Consider the following 21,682-nt stretch of genomic DNA (forward strand, 5'->3'; position numbering starts at 1 on the left):
GGGGGCGCCCGTTCACGGCCCACGGTATCGGGGGAGGTGGGGCGGCCCCGGGCCCGGCTCACTTGCCGAGTTTCCGCCCCACGTACGCGATGCGCAGGGTGCGTTCCTCGTGGAGCAGCCGGAAGTGCATCCGGCCCGGCGACGGCAGGAAGTCGCAGTGCCAGTCGAACAGGCGGTTCTCGCCGTCGTCGTCGGTGAACCAGCACAGGCGCCGGCGGGCCTCGAACTCGGTCCGCACGTAGGAACGCCACTGGGGCGCGATGGGCTGCCGGTCCGGGTTCCAGTCGCTGACCGCGTCCTGGAGCTCTCCGAGCCGCTCCCCCACCGGCTGCACCCACACCTCGGGCAGTTCGACGAAGTACTGCTCGGCGAGCCGTGTGAACTGGAGGTGCGGGAACAGCTCCGCCTTCAGGCTCCACAGCTCGGTGCCGGACCGCAGGCCTTCGACGGCCTTCTGCCGGACGCCGTCCGCGCCGCGACGGATCCACGACAGATGGGTGGCCACGTGCTCCCGTCTGGCGGCGTGCTCCACCTCGACGTCGGTGAGGGCGGAGCCGCCGTCCTCGTCGTCGAGGAGTTCCTCCCGTACGAGGGTGAGCCGGTCGGCGTCCCAGCAGGGCTCGACGGGCAGGGACACCCCGAGGCCACCGGTCAGGTGCGCCGACCCGAGCCCCTCGACCGCCTGCCCGTCATGCCGGTACTCGACGTCGGAGTGGGTCTCCCCCTCTGGGAAAGCCTCCCGGTGGGGCCACTTGGTCTGCATCTGGAGCAGGCGCACCCACAGGTCCCTGGCACCCGGGGTGCCGATCCACTTGCCGATGGCGTGGCCCTGGGCCAGCTGTAACGCGTTGACGGGCTCCCGGGAGAAGAGCCGGGTCCCCGCCCGGTCCTCCCTGGCCACCGCGAGCACGGCCCTGACCATCTCGGTCATGGCGCGGTTGACCCGCTCCGGATCTGCCTTCGACTCACAGGACTTCTCGTTCAGGAACAGCTGCGGCACGTCTCCCCCTCCGCGACGATGTGTGCGCCTTGCCCGCCTCCCCAGGCGGGCGTGTCAGCCGATGAGCTGGTCGAGCGTGTTCTCCAGCTCGTCGAAGAACCCGGTGGGCCACTGGTCGAGCATGCCGTCCGCGTCGACCCGCGGGCTGACGACCTCCACGCCGGTGCCGTCGCCCCGGAAGTAGTGGAACACCGCCTGTCCGGGGGTGATCCGCCCCTGCTTGACGGCGAGCCGCACGCCGTTGATGACGTGGTCGCTGTGCGTCTCCATGATCACCTGCGCGCCCTGCGCGGCGGCAGCGGCGGCGAGCGTCGCCATCTGTGTCTGGCCCTGCGGGTGGAGGTGCGCCTCCGGGTTCTCCAGGAGGACCAGGGAGCCGGGGCGGGCGGTGAGGCAGGCCACCACGACCGGCAGGACGTAGGTGAGGCCGAAGCCGACGTGGCTGGGCCGGCGGCGCCGGGTGGGGCCGAGCGTGCCCTGGAACCCGTACGAGAGGCGTACGGCGTCGGCGCCGTCGATGGGGTCGGCCTGGATGTCCACGCCGGGGCACAGGTCGCCCATCCAGGCGGCGGCCTGGTCACGCAGTTGGTCGGACTCGGCGCGCGGATGGTGCAGGGGGCCCTTGGGGACCTCGTCCCGGGCGTGGTGGCGGAGGAAGTTGACGGTGTGCTCGCCGCGTACGCCGAGGAAGCCCCGGCCGATGGCCGCGTGGTGGTCGCGCGGGTAGAACTCGGCGGGCGAGATCCGGTCGGCGTGCAGGTACTGGAAGGGCGCGGTTAGGAAAGAGGGGGCCACGGACTCGGGACCGGTCGGCGCGGCGGATCCCTCGGAGGTGGCCGGCAGGTCCACGTCGCGCAGCGGCAGCAGGTTCTGTTCGGGTTCGTAGTCGACGCTCCAGCCGTAGTGGTACGGCCCCTCGTCGACGGCGAGACCGATCCGGGCCTCGTCCCCCGCGAAGTCCTCGTGCAGGACGTCCTCTCCGGTGCCGAGGCCGACGAGTTCGCCGTTGAGCAGGAAGCCCTGGTTGGCGACGCTGTGCCGCAGTCCGGCCCGTTGAGCCTCGCGCAGGTAAGGGGAGACCGCGAGGTCGCCCGCCTCGTGCGACTGGCGCAGCAGCGCGATCGACTGGAGGACGCTGCTCTTGCCGGACGAGTTGAGCCCGGTCAGGAGGGTGAGCGGCCCCAGCGGTAAGGACGCATCGCGGAAGGCCTTGAAGTTGTGCAGAGTCAGACGGTCGATCACTGTTCGGCTACCCCCCGGAACAAGCGTGCCACGTACTGGAATCTGGTGCGGATCTTCGCCGGGTCGCCGGTGCCGATGGAGATCGACCGGTCGAAGTCCCAGTCCTTCATCAGCTCGGCGTACCGGTCGAGCAAGATCTCCCGAGACGCTACCAGCCGGTCCCGCTCCTGGTCGTCGAGCAGCGCGAGATGGACGGAGATCGTCTCGAAGAGAGCCTTGTTGATGGGTGAACGCCCCGGCCCGTCACGCCACTTGCGGAAGGCCCGCTCCCCGAACAGGTCCCGCGCGCACCGCATCGCCCTGCGGAACTCCCGTGTCAGCTGCTCCCGCCGCTCCTCGGTGAGGTTGTTGACCCGGTACATCACGTCGGTGAGGAAGCGGTCGAAGTCCTTCTCGTCGTGCGCGGCCGGGTTGGTCAGGCGGAAGGCGAGGAAGCGCAGCACCATCTCCCGGTCGGCCATCCGCTCGTTGGACACGCTCCACTGCGTGGCCTCGCCGAACGCCGGGTCCTCGGCGAGGTCCGCGAGGAACTCCCGCGCCGCACCCCGTACCAGCGCGTGCCGCAGCTCCTGCTGCGTCAGCCGCATGCCGGTGGTGTTGATCCGGGAGAACACGTTCTGCTTGACGGTGTCCGGGGTGCCCTGCTGCATGATGTGGACGGTCAGCTGGGTCTCGCGCAACCTGATCTTCAGCCGTGCGGTCAGGTCCTGGTAGGTGCTGCCGTCGAGTCTCCAGAGGTAGTCCATGCCCCGGAGGGTCAGGGGACCGAGGCCGGTGAGCTTGGGCTCCATGAACCGGGCGATGGCGGTGAGCCGCTGGACGCCGTCCACCACGGCCCACTTGTCCTCGTCGTCCTGAGCCATGTGGAAGTTGGAGATCGGGATGCGCAGCAGCAGCGACTCGATCAGACGGCTCTGCGCGCGGTCGCTCCAGATCCCGGCCCGACGCTGGAAGTCCGGGGCGAGGTCGATCATGCCCTCCCGCAGCCGGGACAGCAGCAGGTCCACGGTGGTGGTCTCCGTGTGGATCTTGATGCTGTCGGGCCGGAACGGCGCGGAGATGCCGTCGGCGTCGCTGTAGGGGCCTTCCTCCCCCTCCCTCTCCTCCTCGTCGGAGGGAAGCTCCAGCTCGACGCCGGTCGGTCGGCCGTCGGACCCGATCTCCAGGGGCGGCCCCAGCGGCAGGAAGAACGCGTCGGGCCCGCCCTCGACGTCCTCCGGTACGGCGTACCCCCGGGGCCGCGCCGGCCGGTCCCGCCCGGCGCCCCGGCCGCCGCCGCTGTCCTCCAGGTCCGCCATGCTCCCCGTTGCCCTCCGCCGCCCGATGCCGTGCCCGGCAAAGCCTATAGACGGCGTCGTGGCCTGTCAGTGAGATCGTCCGGCCCTGTCGGCGCCCGTCAGTGTGGCAAATCCAGCTCGGCGACGACCGTCTTGCCGACGGGGACGCGGTCGAGGACGTCCCACCGGTCGGCGAGCGCCGTCACCAGGAGCATGCCCCGGCCGGCCTCCGCGAGCGGCGGGAGCGCCGGGCGGGGCGCGCCGGGACCGGGGGGCCGCTCCTCGCCCCGGGTGTCGGAGACCTCGATGCGCAGGGTCCGGCCGAGGAGCTTGACGGCGACCTCGAAGTCCCGGCCGGGGACGCGGCCGTGCGTGACGGCGTTGGCGGCGAGTTCCGCGACGAGCAGGGCGGCGGTGTCGGACGCCTCACTTCCGTACGGCACGCCCCAAGTGTCGAGTTGGTGCAGCGCGAGCCGACGGGCGAGGCGGGCGCCGCGCGGGGTGGAGCTGAACCGCTGGGTGAACACACGTACGGTGACGTGCGCTCGGCGGGTTGTGGGGGTGGACGGTGGTGTCATATGCCCAATGTGACGTCGGATCAGGCGGTTTCACCAGGGCGACCCTGCGTACGCTGGGTCAGCGTACGCGCACATTCCGTGGACAGTACGCGTCACCGTGCGTGACCATGTCCGGAGTCAAGAGCGTTACGGCGGGCGGGTGGCACGGGAGGTGTCCGGCGGTGGCCTACGAGAGCACGGACGGCAGTACGGGCGCGGGCGGCGCTGAACCGGGGGCGTCGGACAGTCTGCGCACCTTCGGCGCGGTCGTCCAGGCCTTACGCGAACACGCTGGCCTGAGCCGGGAGGAGTTCGGCACGCTGGTCGGCTTCTCGAAACACACGGTCGCCTCGGTCGAGCAGGGCCGCCGGATGCCGGACCGGGACTTCGTGGAGCGCGCGGAGCCGATCCTCGGGAGCACGGGGGCCCTGCGGAGGGCAGCGCCACATCTGTCGCGGCAGGCGGGGCTGGCGAGTTGGTTCCGGCAGTGGGCTCGGCTGGAGGCCACGGCGATCAGCTTGTACACGTACGAATGCCGGGTCGTGCCGGGCCTGTTGCAGACGGAGGCGTACGCGAGGGCGGTGTCCCTGGACGTGCCGCCCCTGCCCGACCCGGAGGAGCTGGAGCAGCGGATCGCGGCGCGAATGGCACGGCAGGAGTTGCTGGCGGTGACACGCAAGCCGCCGACGGCGTTCAGTTTCATCGTGGAGCAGGCGGTGCTGGAGCGGTGGACGGGCGGCGAGGAGGTGACGCGGGGTCAGTTCGACCGGTTGCTGGAGTTGGTCGAGCGGAACTGGAACGTGGAGCTTCAGGTGATGCCGACGCGGAGGCCGTCGCATGCGGGGTTGGACGGGCCCTTGCAGTTGGCTGAGGCACCGGACAATCGCTGGTTCGGCTACTCAGAGGGCCAGAAGAACGGGCGCTTGATCAACGACCCGAAGGAGATCAGCGTGCTCCAACAGCGCTATGCGAAACTGCGCTCACAGGCCCTGGCACCCGAGGACTCTCTGGGCCTGCTGAAGCGACTGCGAGGAGCGCTATGAACACGTCCGAACTGGCCTGGTTCAAGAGCAGTTACAGCGGCTCCGAGGGGGACAGCTGCGTCGAGGTGGCGAAGGACAGGCAGGCGATCCACGTCCGGGACTCCAAGGACCAGCGGAGCCCCGAACTCACCCTCTCCCCCGCCGCTTGGAGCGACTTCATCACTTACGCCGCCCAGGGCTGACCCCAAGGCCCCAGGGAGAGTCACGAGCACGGCACTTACGACTCATGGAGTTCTCTAGGCTTCAAGATCCGCAACGTTGCCGTGCTCGTCGCTCCATCAACTCCTACGCCCGTCACGCCCGCTGTGGCGTCCTCGCTCACGCCAGCCGGACCGGTGTTGGGCAACCCGCGCTGCTCCCCTCGCTTGCGCGGGTGCCCGATCTCCGTGACCGGCGCGGGGTGCGCCGATGTTGATCACAGTGGGCTGACCAGCGCGGGCCATGACCTCGCAGGACGTTTTCGCCCGGGTGGACGCCGCCGCGCTGACCGCGGCCACTGGATCATCCAGAACACCGTCCACTGGACCACGGACGTCACCTTCGCCGAACCGTCGGCCAGCTCTCCCGCCACCGCACCCTGCCGGCATGAACTCACTACGCGACTGCCCCGCCGCCACCCCAGCTCACAAGTCGTCGTGAACAGTCACGGCGGCGAGGCCAAGACGCTTTGGCCGGGACTTCCCGGCCCGCAGGGGGATTCAAGCCAAATGTGATCAACAAGCGGAACTGTCATGTCCAATTCAACAACCGCTCATCTACCGGCGAGAGTCTCGCCCGAGCTCGTCGCTCACAGGGAGCGCAATCCGAGTTGGACAAGCAGGGGGACATAGATGCGAAGACGTCATCACGCGTACCGAGGAATCGTAGCGGCGGCGGTCGGCGGAGCTCTCACGTTGACCACACTTACCGCCGCTCAGGCGGCGCCGGCACCGCTCACCGATCCGGCAGAGGTGGCGGCGATCGCCGATCAGCTGGGCAGCAAGCGCACAGCGGGCATCTACTACCAGGACAAACGACTCGTTGTCGCCGTTACCGATCAGGCCGCGGCAGAAACCGTGCGGAGCGCTGGGGCGGCAGCGGAGGTCGTCCCACACAGCACGGCCGAGCTCAGCTCCGCCAAGGCGGAACTGGATCAACTGGCGGGGATACCCAACACTGCCTGGAGTATCGACCAGAGCAGCAACCGGGTGAACGTAAAGATCTACGACGGGGTCTCCGACGCTGACAGGACTCGAATCGAGAAGGCCGTTTCCGGATTCGGGGACGCGGTCGCCATAACGGAACACTCCGGCAAGATCGAGTCGACCGCGTACACCATGCGCGGCGGCGTGGGCATAGTCTCGAACTTCACGTCAGGCGGGACAAACTGGACCAAGACCTGCTCGGCCGGATTCAACGTGCAGAATTCCAGCGGTAAGAAGTACATGCTCACCGCTGGCCATTGCATGGACGGAGGCGCTGTCACCTGGCGCCGCAGGAGCGGGGACATTCCCCTCGGAAGGGCCATCGAATGGGCCTACGGAAACGACGTGAATCAGTCCGACTACGGAGTGGTGGAGTACAGCAACAGCGACGTCGCGCCGTACGGAACGATCCAGTACAGGGATGGCTCGGAAGGGCAGATCTCGCGTTCCGCCTCCGCGTTCGACGGGGAGAAGGTGAAGCGCGTGGGGACCATGAGCCAGGACCTCGTGGGCATGGTGCTGGCGACGAACGCGACGGTCACCTACACCGACGGCACCACCCTCACCAACATGATCGAGGCAAGCAACTGCACTGTGCATGGTGACAGCGGAGGACCTCTCTTCAGCGGTGAGACGGCGCTGGGCATCAATTCGGGCGGCAGCTATGCCGACCAGCCATGCGGGGATTCCGACAGCCAAGCGGACCGTTCCAGCTTCTACGAGCCCGTCTACAAGGTGCTCTCCTGGGAAGGCCTGAAGGTCTACTAGGCCACCACGGCCTCCCGCCGCCTGCTGCATCTGGGGTGGTGTCACAGAGCCGCAGGCGGCGGGAGGCCGCGAATGAACCCGGATGCGCCCCTCCGCGTCGAAGGTGTGCGAGTGGGACAGCGCTGGGCGCTGAAGAGTCCCCGCGTCCTTGTGTTCCATAGCCAACCCTCGTCGACCACCACAGAGGACTTCATGAACACGCAGCCGAAGCGCTCCGTCCGCATGCTCTTGGTATCACTCCTGAGCACGAGCCTCCTTGCTGGTTGCGGCAATGATCAGCGCACAGACGATGATGGCCATGCGAACGATCAGTCGCTGCGCATGCAGGAGGAGCGCGCCCGTCAAGTAGCCGGTGCCTGGCGGGCTTCTCCAGCCGCCGCTGCATGGGCACAGGGCTACTACCCGATGGCCGACGCGGTGCAGAAGCCGGAATCCGGCTGGCGCAGTAAGGCAGACGAGCGAGCCTACGAAACGAAGAACTTCGCCCTGGGAGGCGATCTGCCCACCACAGCCCCCACAGCCCCCGCCGTCGGGAAGGTGGACTGGGGAAACGGGAAAGATCTCACCCGCCCACTGATCGAGGCAGAGAAGGCATACCAGTCGTTCGCTCTCAATCGCAGCGCAGGACCCCACCTGACCGTGACGGGGGCCCGGCTCGGCACAACAACCATCGTGACAAGCCGCGGCAAGGCAACCGTTCCCGCATGGTTGTTCACGCTGGAGAGCTACGACACCCCGCTTAAGCGTGTCGCCGTAACCCCCTCAAAGCTTCCCGAGCCGCCGATCGAACAAGCCCGACAAGGGGCTGCCGGCGGTCTCAGGAGCATTGCCCGGCTGGCCGGAACGGCGGCAGATGGTCGTTCCGTAACTGTGCGGGCCACGCACGGATCCTGCGACGACGGCCCCGTCGTGAAAGCGCTGGAAACAGAGGAGAGCGTCGTGTTGTACGCCTCTGTCAAGGGGGCAGAAAGCGGCCCATGCTCCGCCGACATGATCGAACAGGACGTGAGGGTGAAACTGTCGCAGCCGCTCAGTGACCGCCTCCTCCTGGACGCCCTCACTGGTCGACCAGTGCCGTTCGGAGACCCCAAAGGGACGGCACCGAGCTGGACGTAAGCGCAACATCATCCAGCCCGCTGTACACGCCGTCCACCACATTGTCGGCCGTGACGGCAGGGGCGCGGTGGCGGCGGACCTGGCCGGCGGTTTCGGCGACTGGCCCTTCGACCTGTGTCCCGTGCCGGACAGGTCAGGCACGGGGCGCTGCCGTTCAGCGGGCAGACGGCATCCACTTGCCTGTGTCGACGGCTTCCTGAAGCCGTGCGGAGAAATGGGCGTGCGCCTCGCGCATCTCCCTCTCGCGGTCGGCCTTGTAGAAGGGTGCGGTGTAGCCCTCGGGGGGCTCGTGCCGCTCCTTCTTCTGGTAGGCGAGGAAGTGTTCGTAGTGCTCCTTGGTCTGGCCGAAGCCGAACGTGTGACGGCCACCGGCGATCTTACGTTCGTTCGCGTCGAACCAAGTGACCGCGTCGAAGTCCTGCATGATCGGAAACCGGGACTTGTACATGGCCACGAGCGCGTCCGCACTCACTCCGAGCCAAACAGCGACCAGGGCATCGATCTCCACCAGGGCAGCCCGACGCGCACGCTCACTCCGGAGCGGGGTTGACCGATCCCACCTCGGGCCGACCGCGTGGAGAGGCTGCATATCGGGCCACTCCACTGCCCAGGGTTCGTAGCCGGGCCAAGTCGGCTCGTACAGCTCTTCCCACAAATCCGCGTAGGCAGATGTAAGGCAATTCAGGCGCAGAGTACGCAACAAGAGGGCGGAGGCAAGTGGGTGGTCGACGGCTGGCGCGGGCAGTCGCCTCGCCGGAGCTACATCGAGGTTCCGCACACGAACTGTGCGCAGCAAGTAATCCACCGGAAGCGACGCCCAGAAGCCAGCCAACATCGCAGTGCTCCGGTTTTCAGGCAGCGCCGCGCTCCGCAAGGCATCAACGTGCGCGGTACCAGGAGGTAGCAAGGCTGTGTAAAGAGCCCTCTCTGTATCTGGCGCGATCATCTTGCGCCACGCGACCCGATAGAACTCCGTGTACGGCCGCCGCAGCCGCCGCAACAGCTCCGCCTCCACCTGTTCGTCGAGGACTTCCGACGCCGCCACCTCGAACCGCCTGGCTGCCGCGTTCCGTGCCCGCGTCACCTCACGCGTGGACTCCGTGAGCTGTTCCAGCGTCCTGCCGTCGCTCCACACGTCCTGCGCGGCCCGGTACACCTCGGGCTTCGCGACGTACACGTACTCGGACTCGGGCACGGCATCGTCCGCCAGCGTCATCGGGTTGAGCCCGAGGAGATCACCGCTACCCTGGCTCGGTTGCTTGAACATGGGGTTGGCCAGGCCGATCTGCGGGCCCTTGAGGATCACCTCGGACCAGTCGTCGGGGCGACTGACCACACCCGAGTCGTCCGGTGTGTTGTAGTCGATGAGGTCAGCCGCCTTGGCTCCGCTTTCGTGGTAACCGCTGCTGATCTGTGGCTCGTACTCCGCGAGCCGCAGCGGGTAGTCCGCGAGCGCCTCGATCGCCTGCGCCTCCGCCGTGCTCACCGGCGACAACAGCCGCGCCTGGCGTACAGGCTGTGCCTCGTCGCCGGTGAGCTTCTGCCACCGGGCGAGCATCACCTCGTCCACGCGGACGATCCGCTTGCGGTGCGGGCGTTCGTCCCAGCTCGTGCCGTATTTGATCCCAGGGTCCGGAGCCGTTCCGTCATCCTCGGCCGACAGGCGCAGCGCATCTACGGAAACGAGCCAAGACAGATGGTCGAAGCCGATCTCGCCTTCCTGTCCGTAGATGTGCACGCCGAAGTGACTGGCATGGCCGACAGGGGGCGGAAAGAAGCGGTTTCCCTGGTTCACGAAGTCGCCGTGCACCCGCAACCTGGTGTACGCAGCCTCACGCAGCCGCCCTTCCCTATCACCGCTGAAGTGCGAACCCGGGTGGACGAGGCCCACGGAGCCGTTGGCCGCCATGTGCTGCCACGTCCGGCACATGAAGGCCCGGTACAGGTCCGGCTGGGTCCCCGCGAGCAGGGGGTACACCGAACCGGACCCCAGCATCTCGCCCGTGCCGCTCGTCGACGCGAGCTGGGCGAGCAGATACGCGTGGGCGCGGGGCGACTTCAGCAGTTCGTCACGCCGCCGCGTGCGTTCCGCCTTGGTCGGCTTCTCGGTGAGCATGAACCACGGTTCGTACTCAGCGAGAACCGGGTTCTCCACCCACCTGGGCTGCACCCAAGGCGGATTCCCCACCTGAAGATCGAACCCGCCCCCGGGCCCCCGGAACACATGCGCGAAGTGCAGCTCCCAGTGGAAGAAGCCGTGGCCGTCCTCCGCCTTAATGTCCTTCTCCGTCGTGCCGGCGATGTCCTCGACCGTGTTCAGCCACGGGTAGCGGAACGGCAGCAGCCGGGCCGGTCGCATGCCGAGGAAGCCCTCCAGGCGGTCCTCGACATCGGTGAGCACCCCCAGCGCCTCATCGGGGCTGAGGTTCTCGATGCCCGAGAGCAGCGAGTTCTCGGGCATGTCGGCCTTGCCGAGGACGCTCTCCAGGAAGTCCAGCCAGTCGCCGAGGCTCTGGAGCGGGACGGTCTTCCGCTCCTGCTCCCCGCCGCCGCTCCTGCGGGGACGCGACGGACTCCGCTTCGGCCGGGCCTCAGAGTCGGCACCCGTGCCCAGTTCCTCCTGCTCGCCGTCGGGGTCGTCAAACAGTCCGGCCATCCGCCACAGCTGGTCGCCCGGAGCAGAGGAACCGGCCGACTCCCCCGGGTCCACGACCTGCTCCGTGGCGGCCGCCGCGCGGCCCCCACCCAGCAGCCCCGCCACCGACGACTCGTCGACGAACGCGCCCCCCGTCTCGTACACCACACCCGTGCCGTCGAGTTCGCCCACCTTGTCCAGCGGCCAGAACCAGAGCGCACACCAAGCGTCCATCACGGTCTTCAGCCGCCAGTACGGGGTGCCGAACCGGGTCAGGTCGTCGAGGACCTTCTGCTTGTCCTCCGCCTCCGAGGACTGCTCCAGCCAGTCCGCGCCCCACACGTCGACGCGCCGGGCGACCGCCCGCTCGGAGAGTTCGAGGCGGGTGGCGACCAGCGACCACAGGAACTCGGCACGGCGGGCCAAGCCCTGCAAGCGGCCCAGCTCGGTCTTCTCGGCCGCCTTGCGCCACCGGGCGTAGCGCTTCTGCCGTGCCTCGGCGGTCTCCTCGCCGCGCTCCTGGAACGGCTTCGGCCCCTTCGGCGCCTTCTGCACACCCTTGCGCCACGTGCCGAGCGCCTTCGCCTCGTCCGCCGCGAGCTTCTTCGCCTCCGGTTCAGCGGCGACCGCGCCCCAGCCGATCGCGGGCAGCAAGAACTGGTGCACCGCCCCCTCGGGCAGCGGGCCGTCCCGGAACGGGAGGTCGGTGGGCGGGAGGGTGTTCTTCTTCGCCAGCCACTGGCCGTCCGTCAGGACGTCGGCCCGGTAGACCTTGCGGCCCGCGCCGATGAGCGAGTTGCCGCGCCGCAGGTGCAGGCCGAACCAGGGGGCCCGCATGCCCGGGTGCATGGAGTTGAGCCAGAGGGAGACCTCGGCCAGCTCCACCGCCGTGGCGTTGAGGTCGACGCCGTACGCGTTGTGCAGAGCGATGTACGCCTTGGCCTTCTGGAGCTCGATCTGCCGCAGCTCAGGGTCCACCCGGCGGCCCAGCTCGTGCTCGCGCCGCCGCAGGTACTCGGCGGCGACCTGGTCGATGGCCTCGTTGAGGAACGCGCCCGAGCCGAGGGCGGGTTCGCAGATCTTCCACTCCAGGAGTTCCCTGGCCGGGGTGGTGGTGCCGTCCTGGTCGAGCCGGTGCTTGAGGGCCAGTTCGACCGTGACCTCAGTGAGGGACTTCGGCGTGTAGTAGGAGGCGGAGGTCTGGCGGTCGCGGCCGGCCAGGCGGTAGACGAACGTGCCCTTGGGGTGGACCACCCGCTCGCGGCGGCCGGTCTCCGGGTTCGTCCGCTGGACGAAGACCTCGTCCGCGTAGTCCTGGACGCGTGAGGCGGGGACCATCCAGCTGCCGCCCGAGGGGTCGCCGCCCTTGGCGACCTCGTACAGCTCCTCCTCCGCGATGAAGCCGGTGTAGGACATGAGGCCCTCGTACACCGCGCCGAGCTGGTTGATGCCGAGCTGGGCGTACGAGATGAATCCGCCGCGCTCCCTGCCCCGGCCCTGGGTGAGCATCAGGCGGCGCAGCACCTTGTGCAGGGTCTCGTTGCGCAGCCGGGTGTCGAGGAACGGGCGGCGCTTCTCGGCCTCGCCGCCCCGGTAGGACGGGTTCTCGATCTGGTCGTCCGCGATGAGGCGGACCGCCTCCTTGGTGAACAGCTCCGAACGCAGGGCCTCGAAGCGCAGACCCGCGCTGGTGCTGCGGGCGGCGGCGCGGCGGACGCGGTCGGCCTCGCGGACGCGCTCGGTGTGCTCGGCGCGGGTGATCGCGCCGTCGGCGAGCAGCCGGTCCGCTTCCCGCTCCGCCTCGGCGGCCTCACGGGCGGCGGCCTCGGCGGCCAGGTCCTCGGGCTCGGTGCCGTAGCGGCGGTGGCCGTGCTCGACCTTGTCGAAGAGCAGCTCCAGCGACTCGTACAGGTGGAAGCCGCGCCGGGAGCGCTCGCCGACGAGGTCGCGCAGGACGAGGTCGCCGAGGCGCTGGAGGCCGTAACCCTGCTCGTACTCGGGGTAGTCGGAGGGCAGGATGCCGAGGGCGGGGCTGGCCTCCGCGTAGAGGAGGAACAGGATCCGGTACAGGTAGCGCAGCGACTCGCGGCTGAGTTCCTTGGCCAGGCGGGCCGGGTCGTCGAGGTCGGCCGGCGTGACGCCGTTCTCCGGGTCGCGCAGGCGCTCCAGGACGGCGTTCGCGATCCACTCGACGCTCAGGCGCAGGCCCTCGCGCAGCTCGGTGGAGACGCCGACGGCGTGCTTGCCGGACTTGTCGAGGAAGCCGGCGAGCGGCGCGGTGCCGCCCTCGGCGGGGACGCGCAGTGAGTCGGCGCCGAACAGCGCGGCCACCGTGTCGAGTTCACCGCCGTGGCGGTCGTCGCGCCGATTGAGGGCCGCGTCGAGGTCGGCGGCCAGGTAGCGGCCCTCCGGCCAGGCGAGGCGGTCGGCGAGGACGATGACGCCGCCGACGAGCAGGAGCACGTAGCGCGGGGGTGTGTCGCAGGCGAAGAGGAAGTCGGTGAGGGCCTTGGCGTCTTCGAGGGGAGCCGCCGACGCCTCCAGGTCCACGGGGTGGAGCAGGCGGCCCGCGCCGTCCGGGTCGAGCGCGGCGTCCGGCTCGGTGGTCCAGCCGCAGGAGACGGCGTACAGGCCTGGTTCGGCGAGGGCGACCTGGAGGGTGTACGCCCGGTCGGCACGGTGGACGGTGACGGTCTGCTCGTGGGCGTCGGTGTAGCCGAGGGCGTGCAGGGTGTCCAGGTGGCTCTCGGTGAACCGCTTCCGCCAGCCCTCGGGTTCGGGCGCGCCGCTGTCGGCGAGCGCTTCCGCGTCCTGGGCGAGGGCGGCGCGACTCGCGAAGTAGGGACCGTGCAGGGCACGCAGTCCCTCGCGGGGTGTGCGGGCGCGCGGAGGCACCGAGTCGGGGTCGAGGCCCTGGCGCTTGGCCTCGGCGACGGCGTCGGCGTGCCGGCGGCGCTCCTGCTCCTCGAAGGCGGCCCAGCGTGAGAGAAGGCCGTCCTTGGCCTTGAGGTCCTTGGGGAGGACTTCGGCGAGATAGTGGGCCGAGAGGTAGTCGCCGTGGTTGACCAGCGAGTCGTACGTCACGTCAGTTCTCCGCCTGGGCGTCGGACGGGTGGGCGTCGGATGCGAAGGGCCCGCCCGAGGAGCCGGTGTCGTCGTCCGCGCCGGTGGCGTCCGGGTCGCCGGGACGGTCGAGGACGGCCAGGACGCGGAGCAGCGGGCGGCCGGTGGTCTGCAACTGGTCCAGCAGGCGGGCCAGTTCGTCGGCGGTCTCCTCGACGAGGCGTTCCCGACGGCCCGTGATGCCGGGCAGCAGGGATTCGGTGCGCCACTGGGCCACATGGTCGCGGTAGGCGGCGAGGGGCTCGCTGATCCGCTCCTCCCACTGGGCCCGTCCGGCGTCCAGGTGTGCGCGGGCGGCGGCGACGGCGGCCGGGACGAGGGCCTGGAGCCGGTCCAGGTCGCGCGGCCCGCCGGTGCGGGCGAGCCGCGGGCCGACCTTCGCGTCCCGCAGCGCGTCCGCCATGGGACGCACCTCGGGCGTCCCGGCGCCGTCGGCGGCAAGCCCGGTCACGGCCATCCAGCGCACCACCGTGGGGCGGCCGAGGGCGTTGGAGTGGATGCCCTGGACGAGGAACACCGGCCCGTCGACGTGCGGGGTGGTGATGACCGGGGCCTCCTGGGGGCCGAACTCGACGAGGACCTTGTCCGTCAGCCACTCCACCACCGGGTGGATGTCGGTGAGGAAGGAGACCTCCGGCCACATGGTGGTGCTGCTGTCCCTGGCCTCGGTGAGCTTGCGCTGCGCGAGAGCGCGGTCGAAGGTGACCAGCATTCGCTCGGCGACCCGCTGCTCCTTCAGATAGGAGGGCGGCAGGGCCTTGAGGCGGTGGAGCAGGTCGGGGGCCTTGGCCGGGGAGAGCGAGAAGTACGCGCCGCCCTTGGCGTCGGTGCCGGACGACAGGCCGATCAGGTCCTCGGCGCGCTCCTCGTAGACCACATCGAGGGCGGTGTCGACGAAGGCGGCCGTGTCACCCTCGAAGAGCGAGATCAGCTCGGCGCGGGCGGGCAGCTCCTGCTCGGTGATCGTGTCCACCTGGCCGAACAGGTCGGCGAGGGCGGTGTCGTCGGCCGGGCCCGCCTCCAGGAAGTCTTCGACCGTGCCGCCCCGGACCAGCTCCTTGATGAGCCGGCGCTCCTCCTCCTCGGCCCGGTAGAGACCGGACACGGCCTCGGCCGTGCCGTCCAGCTTGTGCGCCTCCTCCTCGCGGCGGAGCAGCTTCTCGGCGACCGTGCGGTCGTCCTTGGCGCCGGGGACGGCCGAGGTCAGGATCAGCGCCCGGAACTGGGGCTCGTGCTTCTGCCCGTACCGGTCGATACGGCCGTTGCGCTGCTCGATGCGGATCAGCGACCACGGGATGTCGTAGTGGATCAGGTGGTGGCACTGGCGGTGCAGGTTGACGCCCTCGGAGGCCACGTCCCCGGTGAACAGCAGCCGGACCGGGTTGTCGGCGAGGCCGAACGCCTCCAGGACCTTGGCCTGTTCGTCGTCGCTGAGGCCGCCGTGCATGACGGTGACGGCCTTCGATGTGCCGTCGGCCGCCACCGGGAAGCCCAGACGGGCGGGGACGACCTCGGCCAGCCAGGTGAGCGTGCGGACGCGTTCGGAGAAGACCACGGCCCGGGTGGTGGACCGGGGGCCGACGCCGATCTCCTTCAACTGCTCGACGAGCGCGTCGAGTTTCGCCGAGTCACCGGGAGCGGTGCCGTCGCCCATGCCGGCGACGATCTCCCGCAGCCGGGCCAGGGCCGCCTGCTCCGGGGCGATGGCCGGGTCCGGCCGCAGTCCCTTCTCCTCGGCCTTGCGGACCCGCTCACCGAGGGAGACGAGACGCTTGTCGACCGTCTCGCCTAGTGCGGCGTGGGAGGAGAGGAACGTCTTGAGCAACTGGTAGGCGAAGAGCTGCTCGGTGGCGACCGACGTACGGTCCTGGTCGGCCGTGCCGAACTCCGTGCTCGTCGGCACGGCGGGAAGCCAGTGCTCGGCCAGCTCGGCGAAGATCCGCTCCTCCGGCTCCGTGGCGGCGCAGTGCAGGGAGACGGTGGGACCGCGGTCGGGCCACTCCGTCCCCATCTCGTCGCGCACCTCGGGGCTGATCTTCGTCCGCCGGATGTAGAGGTGGCCGAGGTCCTGTGCCGGGTCGTAGTGGTCGCGGTCGGCGATGGCGGCCGGGTCCAGCAGCGAGATCAGGTCGGCGAAGGAACGCTTGTCGCCGTTGTGCGGGGTGGCGCTGGCGAGCAGCAGGGCGTCCGTGCGCGGGGCGAGGATCTCGGCGAGGGCGCGGCGCTGGCTGCCGGGGTTGATGAGATTGTGCGACTCGTCGATGACGACGGCGTCCCAGCGGATGCGCTCCAGGTGGTGCCGGTACTGGCCGATGTTCTTGAGCGTGTCCACGGAGATGATCACGCGCTTGTAGTGCGTGAACGGGTTCCGGCCCGCCGGGATCTCCCGCTGGATGCGCTGGATGCCGAGGGAGTCGAGCCGCACCAGGGGGATCGAGAAACGGGTCCACAGCTCGTGCTGGAACTGCTCCAGGATGCTCTGCGGGGTCACCACCAGGATGCGCTCGCCCCGGCCGCGGCGGATCAGCTCCGCGAGGGTCAGGCCGATCTCTAGCGTCTTGCCGAGCCCCACGACGTCGGCGATCAGCACCCTCGGGCGGAGGTTGCGCATCGACAGGGCGAGCTCGGCGGGGCGCTGCTGGTAGACGAGCGGGTCCAGCAGGAAGCGGTCGGCGAGGGCGAGGCCCCGCTCCGACTGGGGCAACGGCGTCTTGCGCAGGACGGCTTCGAGGAACAGCCGGCTGCGCCGGAAGTAGGAGGAGGTGTCGGGGACCAGGCGGGTCTTCTCCGGGTCGAGCAGCTCCACGCGGTCGATGCCGCTGAAGAAGACGGCCTCCTCGTCCCGGACGAACTCGGAGACGCCGACCGCTTCGATCCGCTCCCCGTCGTGGTCGGTCGTGGTGGTGTTGCGGACCAGCCACTCCTCGTCCCGTACGAGGATCTGCGCTCCCGGCGGGAACCGGGTCCCGTCCTGCGTCGCCCCCTGGTCGGTCACCTGCGGCCCCTTAAGTCTTCCCGTTCGTCGCGCGGTCCTGCGAAACGCAAGTCTGTCACGCGAGCCGAGGGGGCCGTGCGGGCTTCGGCAAGCGAACCCGAGCAGCTCAGAAGCGCGCCTCGCGGGCATACGCGGCACGGATCCGCTCAGCGATCCGCAGGGGTGCCGAGGGGCGGACGCCGGTGGCCCTGCCGCTTCCGGGCGGGGTTCCGTCCCGTCCGAGGACGACGCCCCGGGGGGCGGGGGGACCGGCGCTTGGGTCTTGCCCGCCGAGTTCGTCGTCGAGGTCGTGCCGCTCGGCTCCGCTCGCCTGCTCATCGTCCTCAACCGCCGCTGGATCGGCGGCGGCCGGCGCGTAAGAGGGAACGCCGGCCGCGGGCGCGGGCTCGCGAACCGGTGCGGGGAGCTGGGGCACGACGATCTCGGGGGTCAGGTCGGTGAGGCGGCGCTTGGCCTGGAGGGCGGTCAGGCCCTGCTCGTGGATGACACGCACCAGACGCTCGATGACCTCGGGCAGAGCCGGCCGGGCACCGGGGTCCAGCGCGAGCATGTCCGTGACCAGGGGCTCGAGCTCCGCCGGCAGGTCCGTCAAGTCGGGAAGAGCGGCCGGGTCCTCGATCTTCAGAGCGATGGCCTGCCAGGTCGGTCCCTCGTAGGGGTAGTGCCCGGTCGCGGCGAACAGCAGCACCGCACCCAGCGCGTAGACGTCGGCCGGCCGGTCCAGCCGGTGCTCGCCCCGGGCCTGCTCGGGCGGCATGCACAGCACGCTGCCGACGACGAACCCGGTCGCCGTCAGGGTGGTGCGGCGCTCCGCGAGCACGGCGAGACCGAAGTCGATCACCTTGGGGCCGTATGGGGACAGCAGAATGTTCTGGGGCTTCAGGTCGCGGTGGAGCAGTCCCGCGTCGTGCACCGTGCCGAGACCCTCCGCCAGCAGCGCCCCGAGGCTGGCCGTCTCGGCGAGCGGGAGCGGGCCATGATCGGCGACGAAGGTACGCAGATCAGGTCCGGGAACGTACTCCACCGCGAGCCACGGCTGATCGGCGTCCGCGTCGGCCCCTACGAAGGCCGCGACGAACGGCCCGTACACCGTGCGCAGGCTGTCCACTTCGGACAGGAAGCGGGCGCGGGTGTCCTCGTCGAGGACGGAGGACTTGATGACCTTCACGGCAGCCTGATGCCCGGCCGCGGACTCGCCGAGAAAGACCTGCCCCATGCCGCCGGATCCGATCCGGCAGACGAGGGCGAAGCCCCCGATCTCCTTCGGGTCCTCGTCCCTCAGTGGTTCCACAGTGCTCTGCCCCCCCTGTGGTCTGTGTGCGCCGCTCCGGACATGAGCCGCCCTGGACCGGAATCAGTCTATGCACGAGGCTCAGCCCACCCTGGCCCGCGTGTTTGCGGGCCATTCCCAGCCACGCCGACGCCGAGTCGCCCCCTGACACTGAGTCCGACACCGTCCGCAATGCCCTACGGAGAGATTCCTGCCTTTCGCCACAACAAGCAGCGCCAGCCACATCAGCCAGAGGGATTCTCCCGCAACGCGGCCCTCAACAGCTCGTGCAGCTAGTAGCGTTGACAGAACGTGGATCTAGGTCGCGAGCGCGACCACTGCCCCAAAGGAGCTTGTGTGGCCGACGAGGCGTTCAGCATCGACAAGCGCCCGCTGCGCGACGTGCTGAGGCAGGTTGAAGTAGGCAAGGCACAGCTCCCCGAATTCCAGCGTGGCTGGGTCTGGCCGTGGCCGAACATCGCCAGCCTTCTCGCATCCATTTCACTGAGTTATCCCGTCGGAACCGTGATGCTGCTCAGGGCCGGCGGTAACGTTCGATTCAAGTACCGCCCGATCGAGGGAGCCACACCAACCGGCGAACCGGAACCCGAGTCTTTGATCTTGGATGGGCAGCAGCGCCTCACCTCCCTCTTCCAGGCGTTGAAGCTCCGCCGCCCGGTGGTCACCCAAGATATGCGTAAGCAGCAGGTATCCGGATGGTTCTACGTCGACATGCGCAGGGCGCTCGAAGAGAACGACGACCGGGAAGAAGCGATCCGATTCCTTCCAGCGGGGCGTCAGGTACTCAACTTCCGCAGGGAAGTCATCGAAGACTACTCGAAGCCTGAGCTTGAGTACGAGCATCACATGTTTCCTCTGAACGCAGTCTTCGACAATGGCGACTGGGGGGACGAATTCACCGACTACTGGGGAGACGACAAAGCCAAGCGCAGCCTGTGGCGCGCTTTCCGAAATGAATTCATCCGCCCCTTCGACTTGTACCATGTCCCTGTCATCGAATTGGGGCAGGACACTCCTCGGCAGGCCGTATGCCAGGTATTCGAGAAAGTCAACACCGGCGGCGTAACCTTGACCGTTTTCGAGCTCCTGACTGCAACCTACGCCGCCGAGGAGTTCGATCTGCGCCGACATTGGCAGGAAGAATGTCGCGCAGCCTGGAGGGCGCCCGAGTACCGCATCCTGCGCGAGGTGTCCAACACCGACTTCCTCCAGGCAGTCACCCTGCTCGCTACGGCAGCACGCCGCCAGGCCGAACAGCGGCAAGGGACAGAGGAGGAGCGACTCCCTCGGATCGGGTGCAAGCGCAAGGACATGCTTGCCCTGTCCCTGGATGACTACAAGCGCTTTTCACCGTCCGTCATCGCCGGGTTCAAGACGGCTGCTAAGTTCCTGCATCAGCAGTACCTCTTCGACACGAAATTCCTGCCGTACGGCACCCAACTCATTCCGCTAGCCGCCATCCTGGCGCTGGCCGGCGATGCCGCCCACACCGCGGGAGCCCAGCAAAAACTTGCCCGGTGGTATTGGTGCGGGGTGTTCGGGGAACTGTACGGAGGGTCAACAGAAACTCGCTTCAGCCAGGACCTGCCCGATGTCGTCGACTGGATTCGCGGCACCCCCACCGAGCCGCGCACTGTGACTGCCGCCCAGTTCTCCCCGGGACGTCTGCTGACGCTTCGAACCCGAAACAGTGCAGCTTACAAAGGAATCTATGCCCTGCTACTGAAAGCCGGAGCCGTCGACTGGCGGACTGGGGAGAAGGCGGAGGTAACCGGATACTTCGACGAGTCTATCGACATCCACCACATCTTCCCCAAAGCGTGGTGTGAAAAGTCTGGCCTGGACCCCGCTGTCTACAACTCCATCGTCAACAAGACGCCTTTGACGGCCCGCACCAACAGAATCATCGGCGGCACTTCTCCTTCCTCGTACCTCGATCGTCTTGAGAAGTCCGCCGAGACTGATTTCGAGGACATGGCTGGACGCATCCGCACACACCTGGCCGATGTGAACATGATGGCATCCGACGATTTCGACGGATTCTTCACCGCCCGCAGAGCGGCACTGCTCAACCACATCTCGTCCGCCATGGGCAAAGTGATCAACGACGACGAGTGGGACGGGGACGATGAGGGCCCGAGTCTGGACGCACTGGACGACACCGAGGACGCGTGAACGCCTTCCGGAGGACCCGCCCGGCATCTGCTGAAAACCGAATGGGTTGAACCTGTCGGCGAGGCCGACCTCACATCCGCTCGGTCGGCGGGCCCAGTGAGCGAGGCTGCGGAGCCGCCCCGCATGTCCGCGCTGACCGCCCAGTGTTCATCGGGCGGCAGAATGCCAGAGCCGGGTTCGACGTGGTCCCGGGGCAGGGAGAGGCGCGTGCGGGGTCTGAACTCCTGAGCTTGGCGAGCACGTCTCCGAAGCTGGGCAACAAGTTGGGTCCGCATCTGCTGGTCCGTCACTCCAGAGTCCCAGAGGCAGACGAGTCGGGTTGTGCGCCGGGTTCTGTCCCCGGAGTTCGAGACGACGGCCATCCACGTACGAGATCAGGCCACTTCGGCCTCTTCTGCGTTGCGCACGCAACGCACGGTACGGAAGGATGTTCGACGAACTCTGAGGCACACGTGACGTGTGAGTACGCTGCAGTGATCGCGCATCGCCACTGCGCAACACGCTTACGGGGGTAGGGGTATGAAGTTCGACATGGGGTCGACGACCCTGTCGGAGCTCGGGAAGAGCACCGTCGGGTCGAGTGAGGACCTGGGCACGCTGATCAAGTGGCTGATCCAGTCGGCGGAGCCACTGGAGGGCAAGTTCAACGGCGCGGGCAAGGCGGCGTTCGACACCTTCAAGCTCAACGCCGACGAGATCACGGCTGCTCTGAACGGTTCGCTAAGCGCGATCCTGGGCGGCCAGTCGGGCATGGACACCGCGTTCGGCACCGGTGACGTGGAACTGGAGGACAACGCCCACCAGAACATGGGCGCTGCCAACTTCGACGCGGCTCGTTTCGGCGCGCGGTAGCCGCGCCGGCCCACGGCGGCGCGCATGCGCCCGTCCACCCGACGCCGCCTTCACCACCATTGTTTTCAGGGGGAATTCAGCCATGGGGCAGAACCAGGACCGCCGCTCGTACGACACCGGTGCTTCCGGTGAAGTGCAGATCAGCCTGCACAGCGTCATCGGGCAGTTGGAGCGGGTACTGAGTGACCGCGACCGCGCGGTGAAGGCCGCGATGGCCGACTTCACCGCGGACGGCGTGGCCGACGAGTATCACGGCAAGGAGGCCCGCTGGCACCGCGCCGCCGGTGAGGTCCGCGAGATCATCCGCCTGGTCCGCACGACGATGGAGCAGAACGACGGGACCGCGCAGACGACCCTGGCCAAGGCTCGTGCGGCCGTCGACAACATCGGCTGACGTCAAGCAGTAACAGGGGGAAGGGAACGG

General features: G+C 68.7%; 14 protein-coding genes. 7 read left to right on the forward strand and 7 right to left on the reverse strand.

Translation table 11 applies throughout. The features are described 5' to 3' along the window. Window positions 1–58: 58 nt before the first annotated feature. From ABZ016_RS00735 to ABZ016_RS00750, 4 genes are all read right to left on the reverse strand, one after another. Window positions 59–1,000, reverse strand: coding sequence for a hypothetical protein (locus ABZ016_RS00735; RefSeq protein ID WP_356914354.1), 942 nt, complete (start codon window positions 998–1,000; stop codon window positions 59–61). Window positions 1,001–1,054: 54 nt separating this feature from the next. Continuing rightward, window positions 1,055–2,242 carry a DUF3696 domain-containing protein gene (locus tag ABZ016_RS00740; RefSeq protein WP_356914355.1) on the reverse strand — a complete coding sequence of 396 codons (1,188 nt, stop codon included), beginning with the start codon at window positions 2,240–2,242 and terminating at the stop codon, window positions 1,055–1,057. Next, entirely contained in the window at window positions 2,239–3,540 is a 1,302-nt protein-coding gene (locus ABZ016_RS00745; protein WP_356914356.1) for a DUF262 domain-containing protein, read from the reverse strand. The genes ABZ016_RS00740 and ABZ016_RS00745 overlap by 4 nt, the downstream gene beginning before the upstream one ends. A 98-nt stretch (window positions 3,541–3,638) precedes the next feature. Further along, a complete protein-coding gene (locus ABZ016_RS00750) occupies window positions 3,639–4,097 on the reverse strand; it encodes an ATP-binding protein (protein WP_356914357.1) in 459 nt (152 codons plus the stop codon). Between the two features lie 161 nt (window positions 4,098–4,258). Here ABZ016_RS00750 and ABZ016_RS00755 point away from each other — a divergent pair, with 161 nt between their 5' ends. The 4 genes from ABZ016_RS00755 to ABZ016_RS00770 all read left to right on the forward strand — a co-directional run bounded on the left by ABZ016_RS00755 (window position 4,259) and on the right by ABZ016_RS00770 (window position 8,187). Continuing rightward, window positions 4,259–5,119 (forward strand): helix-turn-helix transcriptional regulator, encoded by an 861-nt coding sequence (locus tag ABZ016_RS00755; protein WP_356914358.1) that lies wholly within the window; start codon window positions 4,259–4,261, stop codon window positions 5,117–5,119. Next, window positions 5,116–5,301, forward strand: a complete 186-nt coding sequence (locus ABZ016_RS00760) for a DUF397 domain-containing protein (protein WP_356914359.1) — start codon at window positions 5,116–5,118, stop codon at window positions 5,299–5,301. Before ABZ016_RS00755 ends, ABZ016_RS00760 begins: the two co-directional genes overlap by 4 nt. 711 nt (window positions 5,302–6,012) lie before the next feature. Then, entirely contained in the window at window positions 6,013–7,071 is a 1,059-nt protein-coding gene (locus ABZ016_RS00765) for a S1 family peptidase (protein WP_356914360.1), read from the forward strand. Window positions 7,072–7,182: 111 nt separating this feature from the next. After that, the gene (locus ABZ016_RS00770) at window positions 7,183–8,187 is read left to right on the forward strand and encodes a hypothetical protein (RefSeq protein ID WP_356914361.1); all 1,005 of its coding nucleotides are present in this window, start codon (window positions 7,183–7,185) and stop codon (window positions 8,185–8,187) included. A 154-nt stretch (window positions 8,188–8,341) separates the two neighbouring features. On the opposite strand, the gene ABZ016_RS00775 is transcribed toward ABZ016_RS00770, so the two are convergent. The 3 genes from ABZ016_RS00775 to ABZ016_RS00785 form a co-directional block, all read right to left on the reverse strand. Beyond that, the gene (locus tag ABZ016_RS00775) at window positions 8,342–13,906 is read right to left on the reverse strand and encodes a hypothetical protein (protein ID WP_356914362.1); all 5,565 of its coding nucleotides are present in this window, start codon (window positions 13,904–13,906) and stop codon (window positions 8,342–8,344) included. Between the two features lies 1 nt (window position 13,907). After that, window positions 13,908–16,940: a helicase-related protein gene (locus tag ABZ016_RS00780; protein WP_356914363.1), complete on the reverse strand. Its 3,033-nt coding sequence runs from the start codon at window positions 16,938–16,940 to the stop codon at window positions 13,908–13,910. 106 nt (window positions 16,941–17,046) lie between these two features. Then, on the reverse strand, window positions 17,047–18,231 hold the full coding sequence (locus ABZ016_RS00785) for a serine/threonine-protein kinase (RefSeq protein ID WP_356914364.1): 1,185 nt from the start codon (window positions 18,229–18,231) through the stop codon (window positions 17,047–17,049). 336 nt (window positions 18,232–18,567) lie between these two features. On the opposite strand from ABZ016_RS00785, the gene ABZ016_RS00790 reads away from it, so the two are divergent. The 3 genes from ABZ016_RS00790 (at window position 18,568) to ABZ016_RS00800 (ending at window position 21,652) form a co-directional block, all read left to right on the forward strand. Continuing rightward, window positions 18,568–20,406 carry a DUF262 domain-containing protein gene (locus ABZ016_RS00790; RefSeq protein ID WP_356914365.1) on the forward strand — a complete coding sequence of 613 codons (1,839 nt, stop codon included), beginning with the start codon at window positions 18,568–18,570 and terminating at the stop codon, window positions 20,404–20,406. Window positions 20,407–20,925: 519 nt separating this feature from the next. Then, window positions 20,926–21,258, forward strand: a complete 333-nt coding sequence (locus ABZ016_RS00795) for a hypothetical protein (RefSeq protein ID WP_356914366.1) — start codon at window positions 20,926–20,928, stop codon at window positions 21,256–21,258. Window positions 21,259–21,340: 82 nt separating this feature from the next. Further along, a complete protein-coding gene (locus tag ABZ016_RS00800; RefSeq protein ID WP_355836965.1) occupies window positions 21,341–21,652 on the forward strand; it encodes a pore-forming ESAT-6 family protein in 312 nt (103 codons plus the stop codon). The last annotated feature ends 30 nt before the right edge of the window (window positions 21,653–21,682 follow it).

The organism is Streptomyces sp. NPDC006372, assembly GCF_040612515.1.
Classification (GTDB): domain Bacteria; phylum Actinomycetota; class Actinomycetes; order Streptomycetales; family Streptomycetaceae; genus Streptomyces.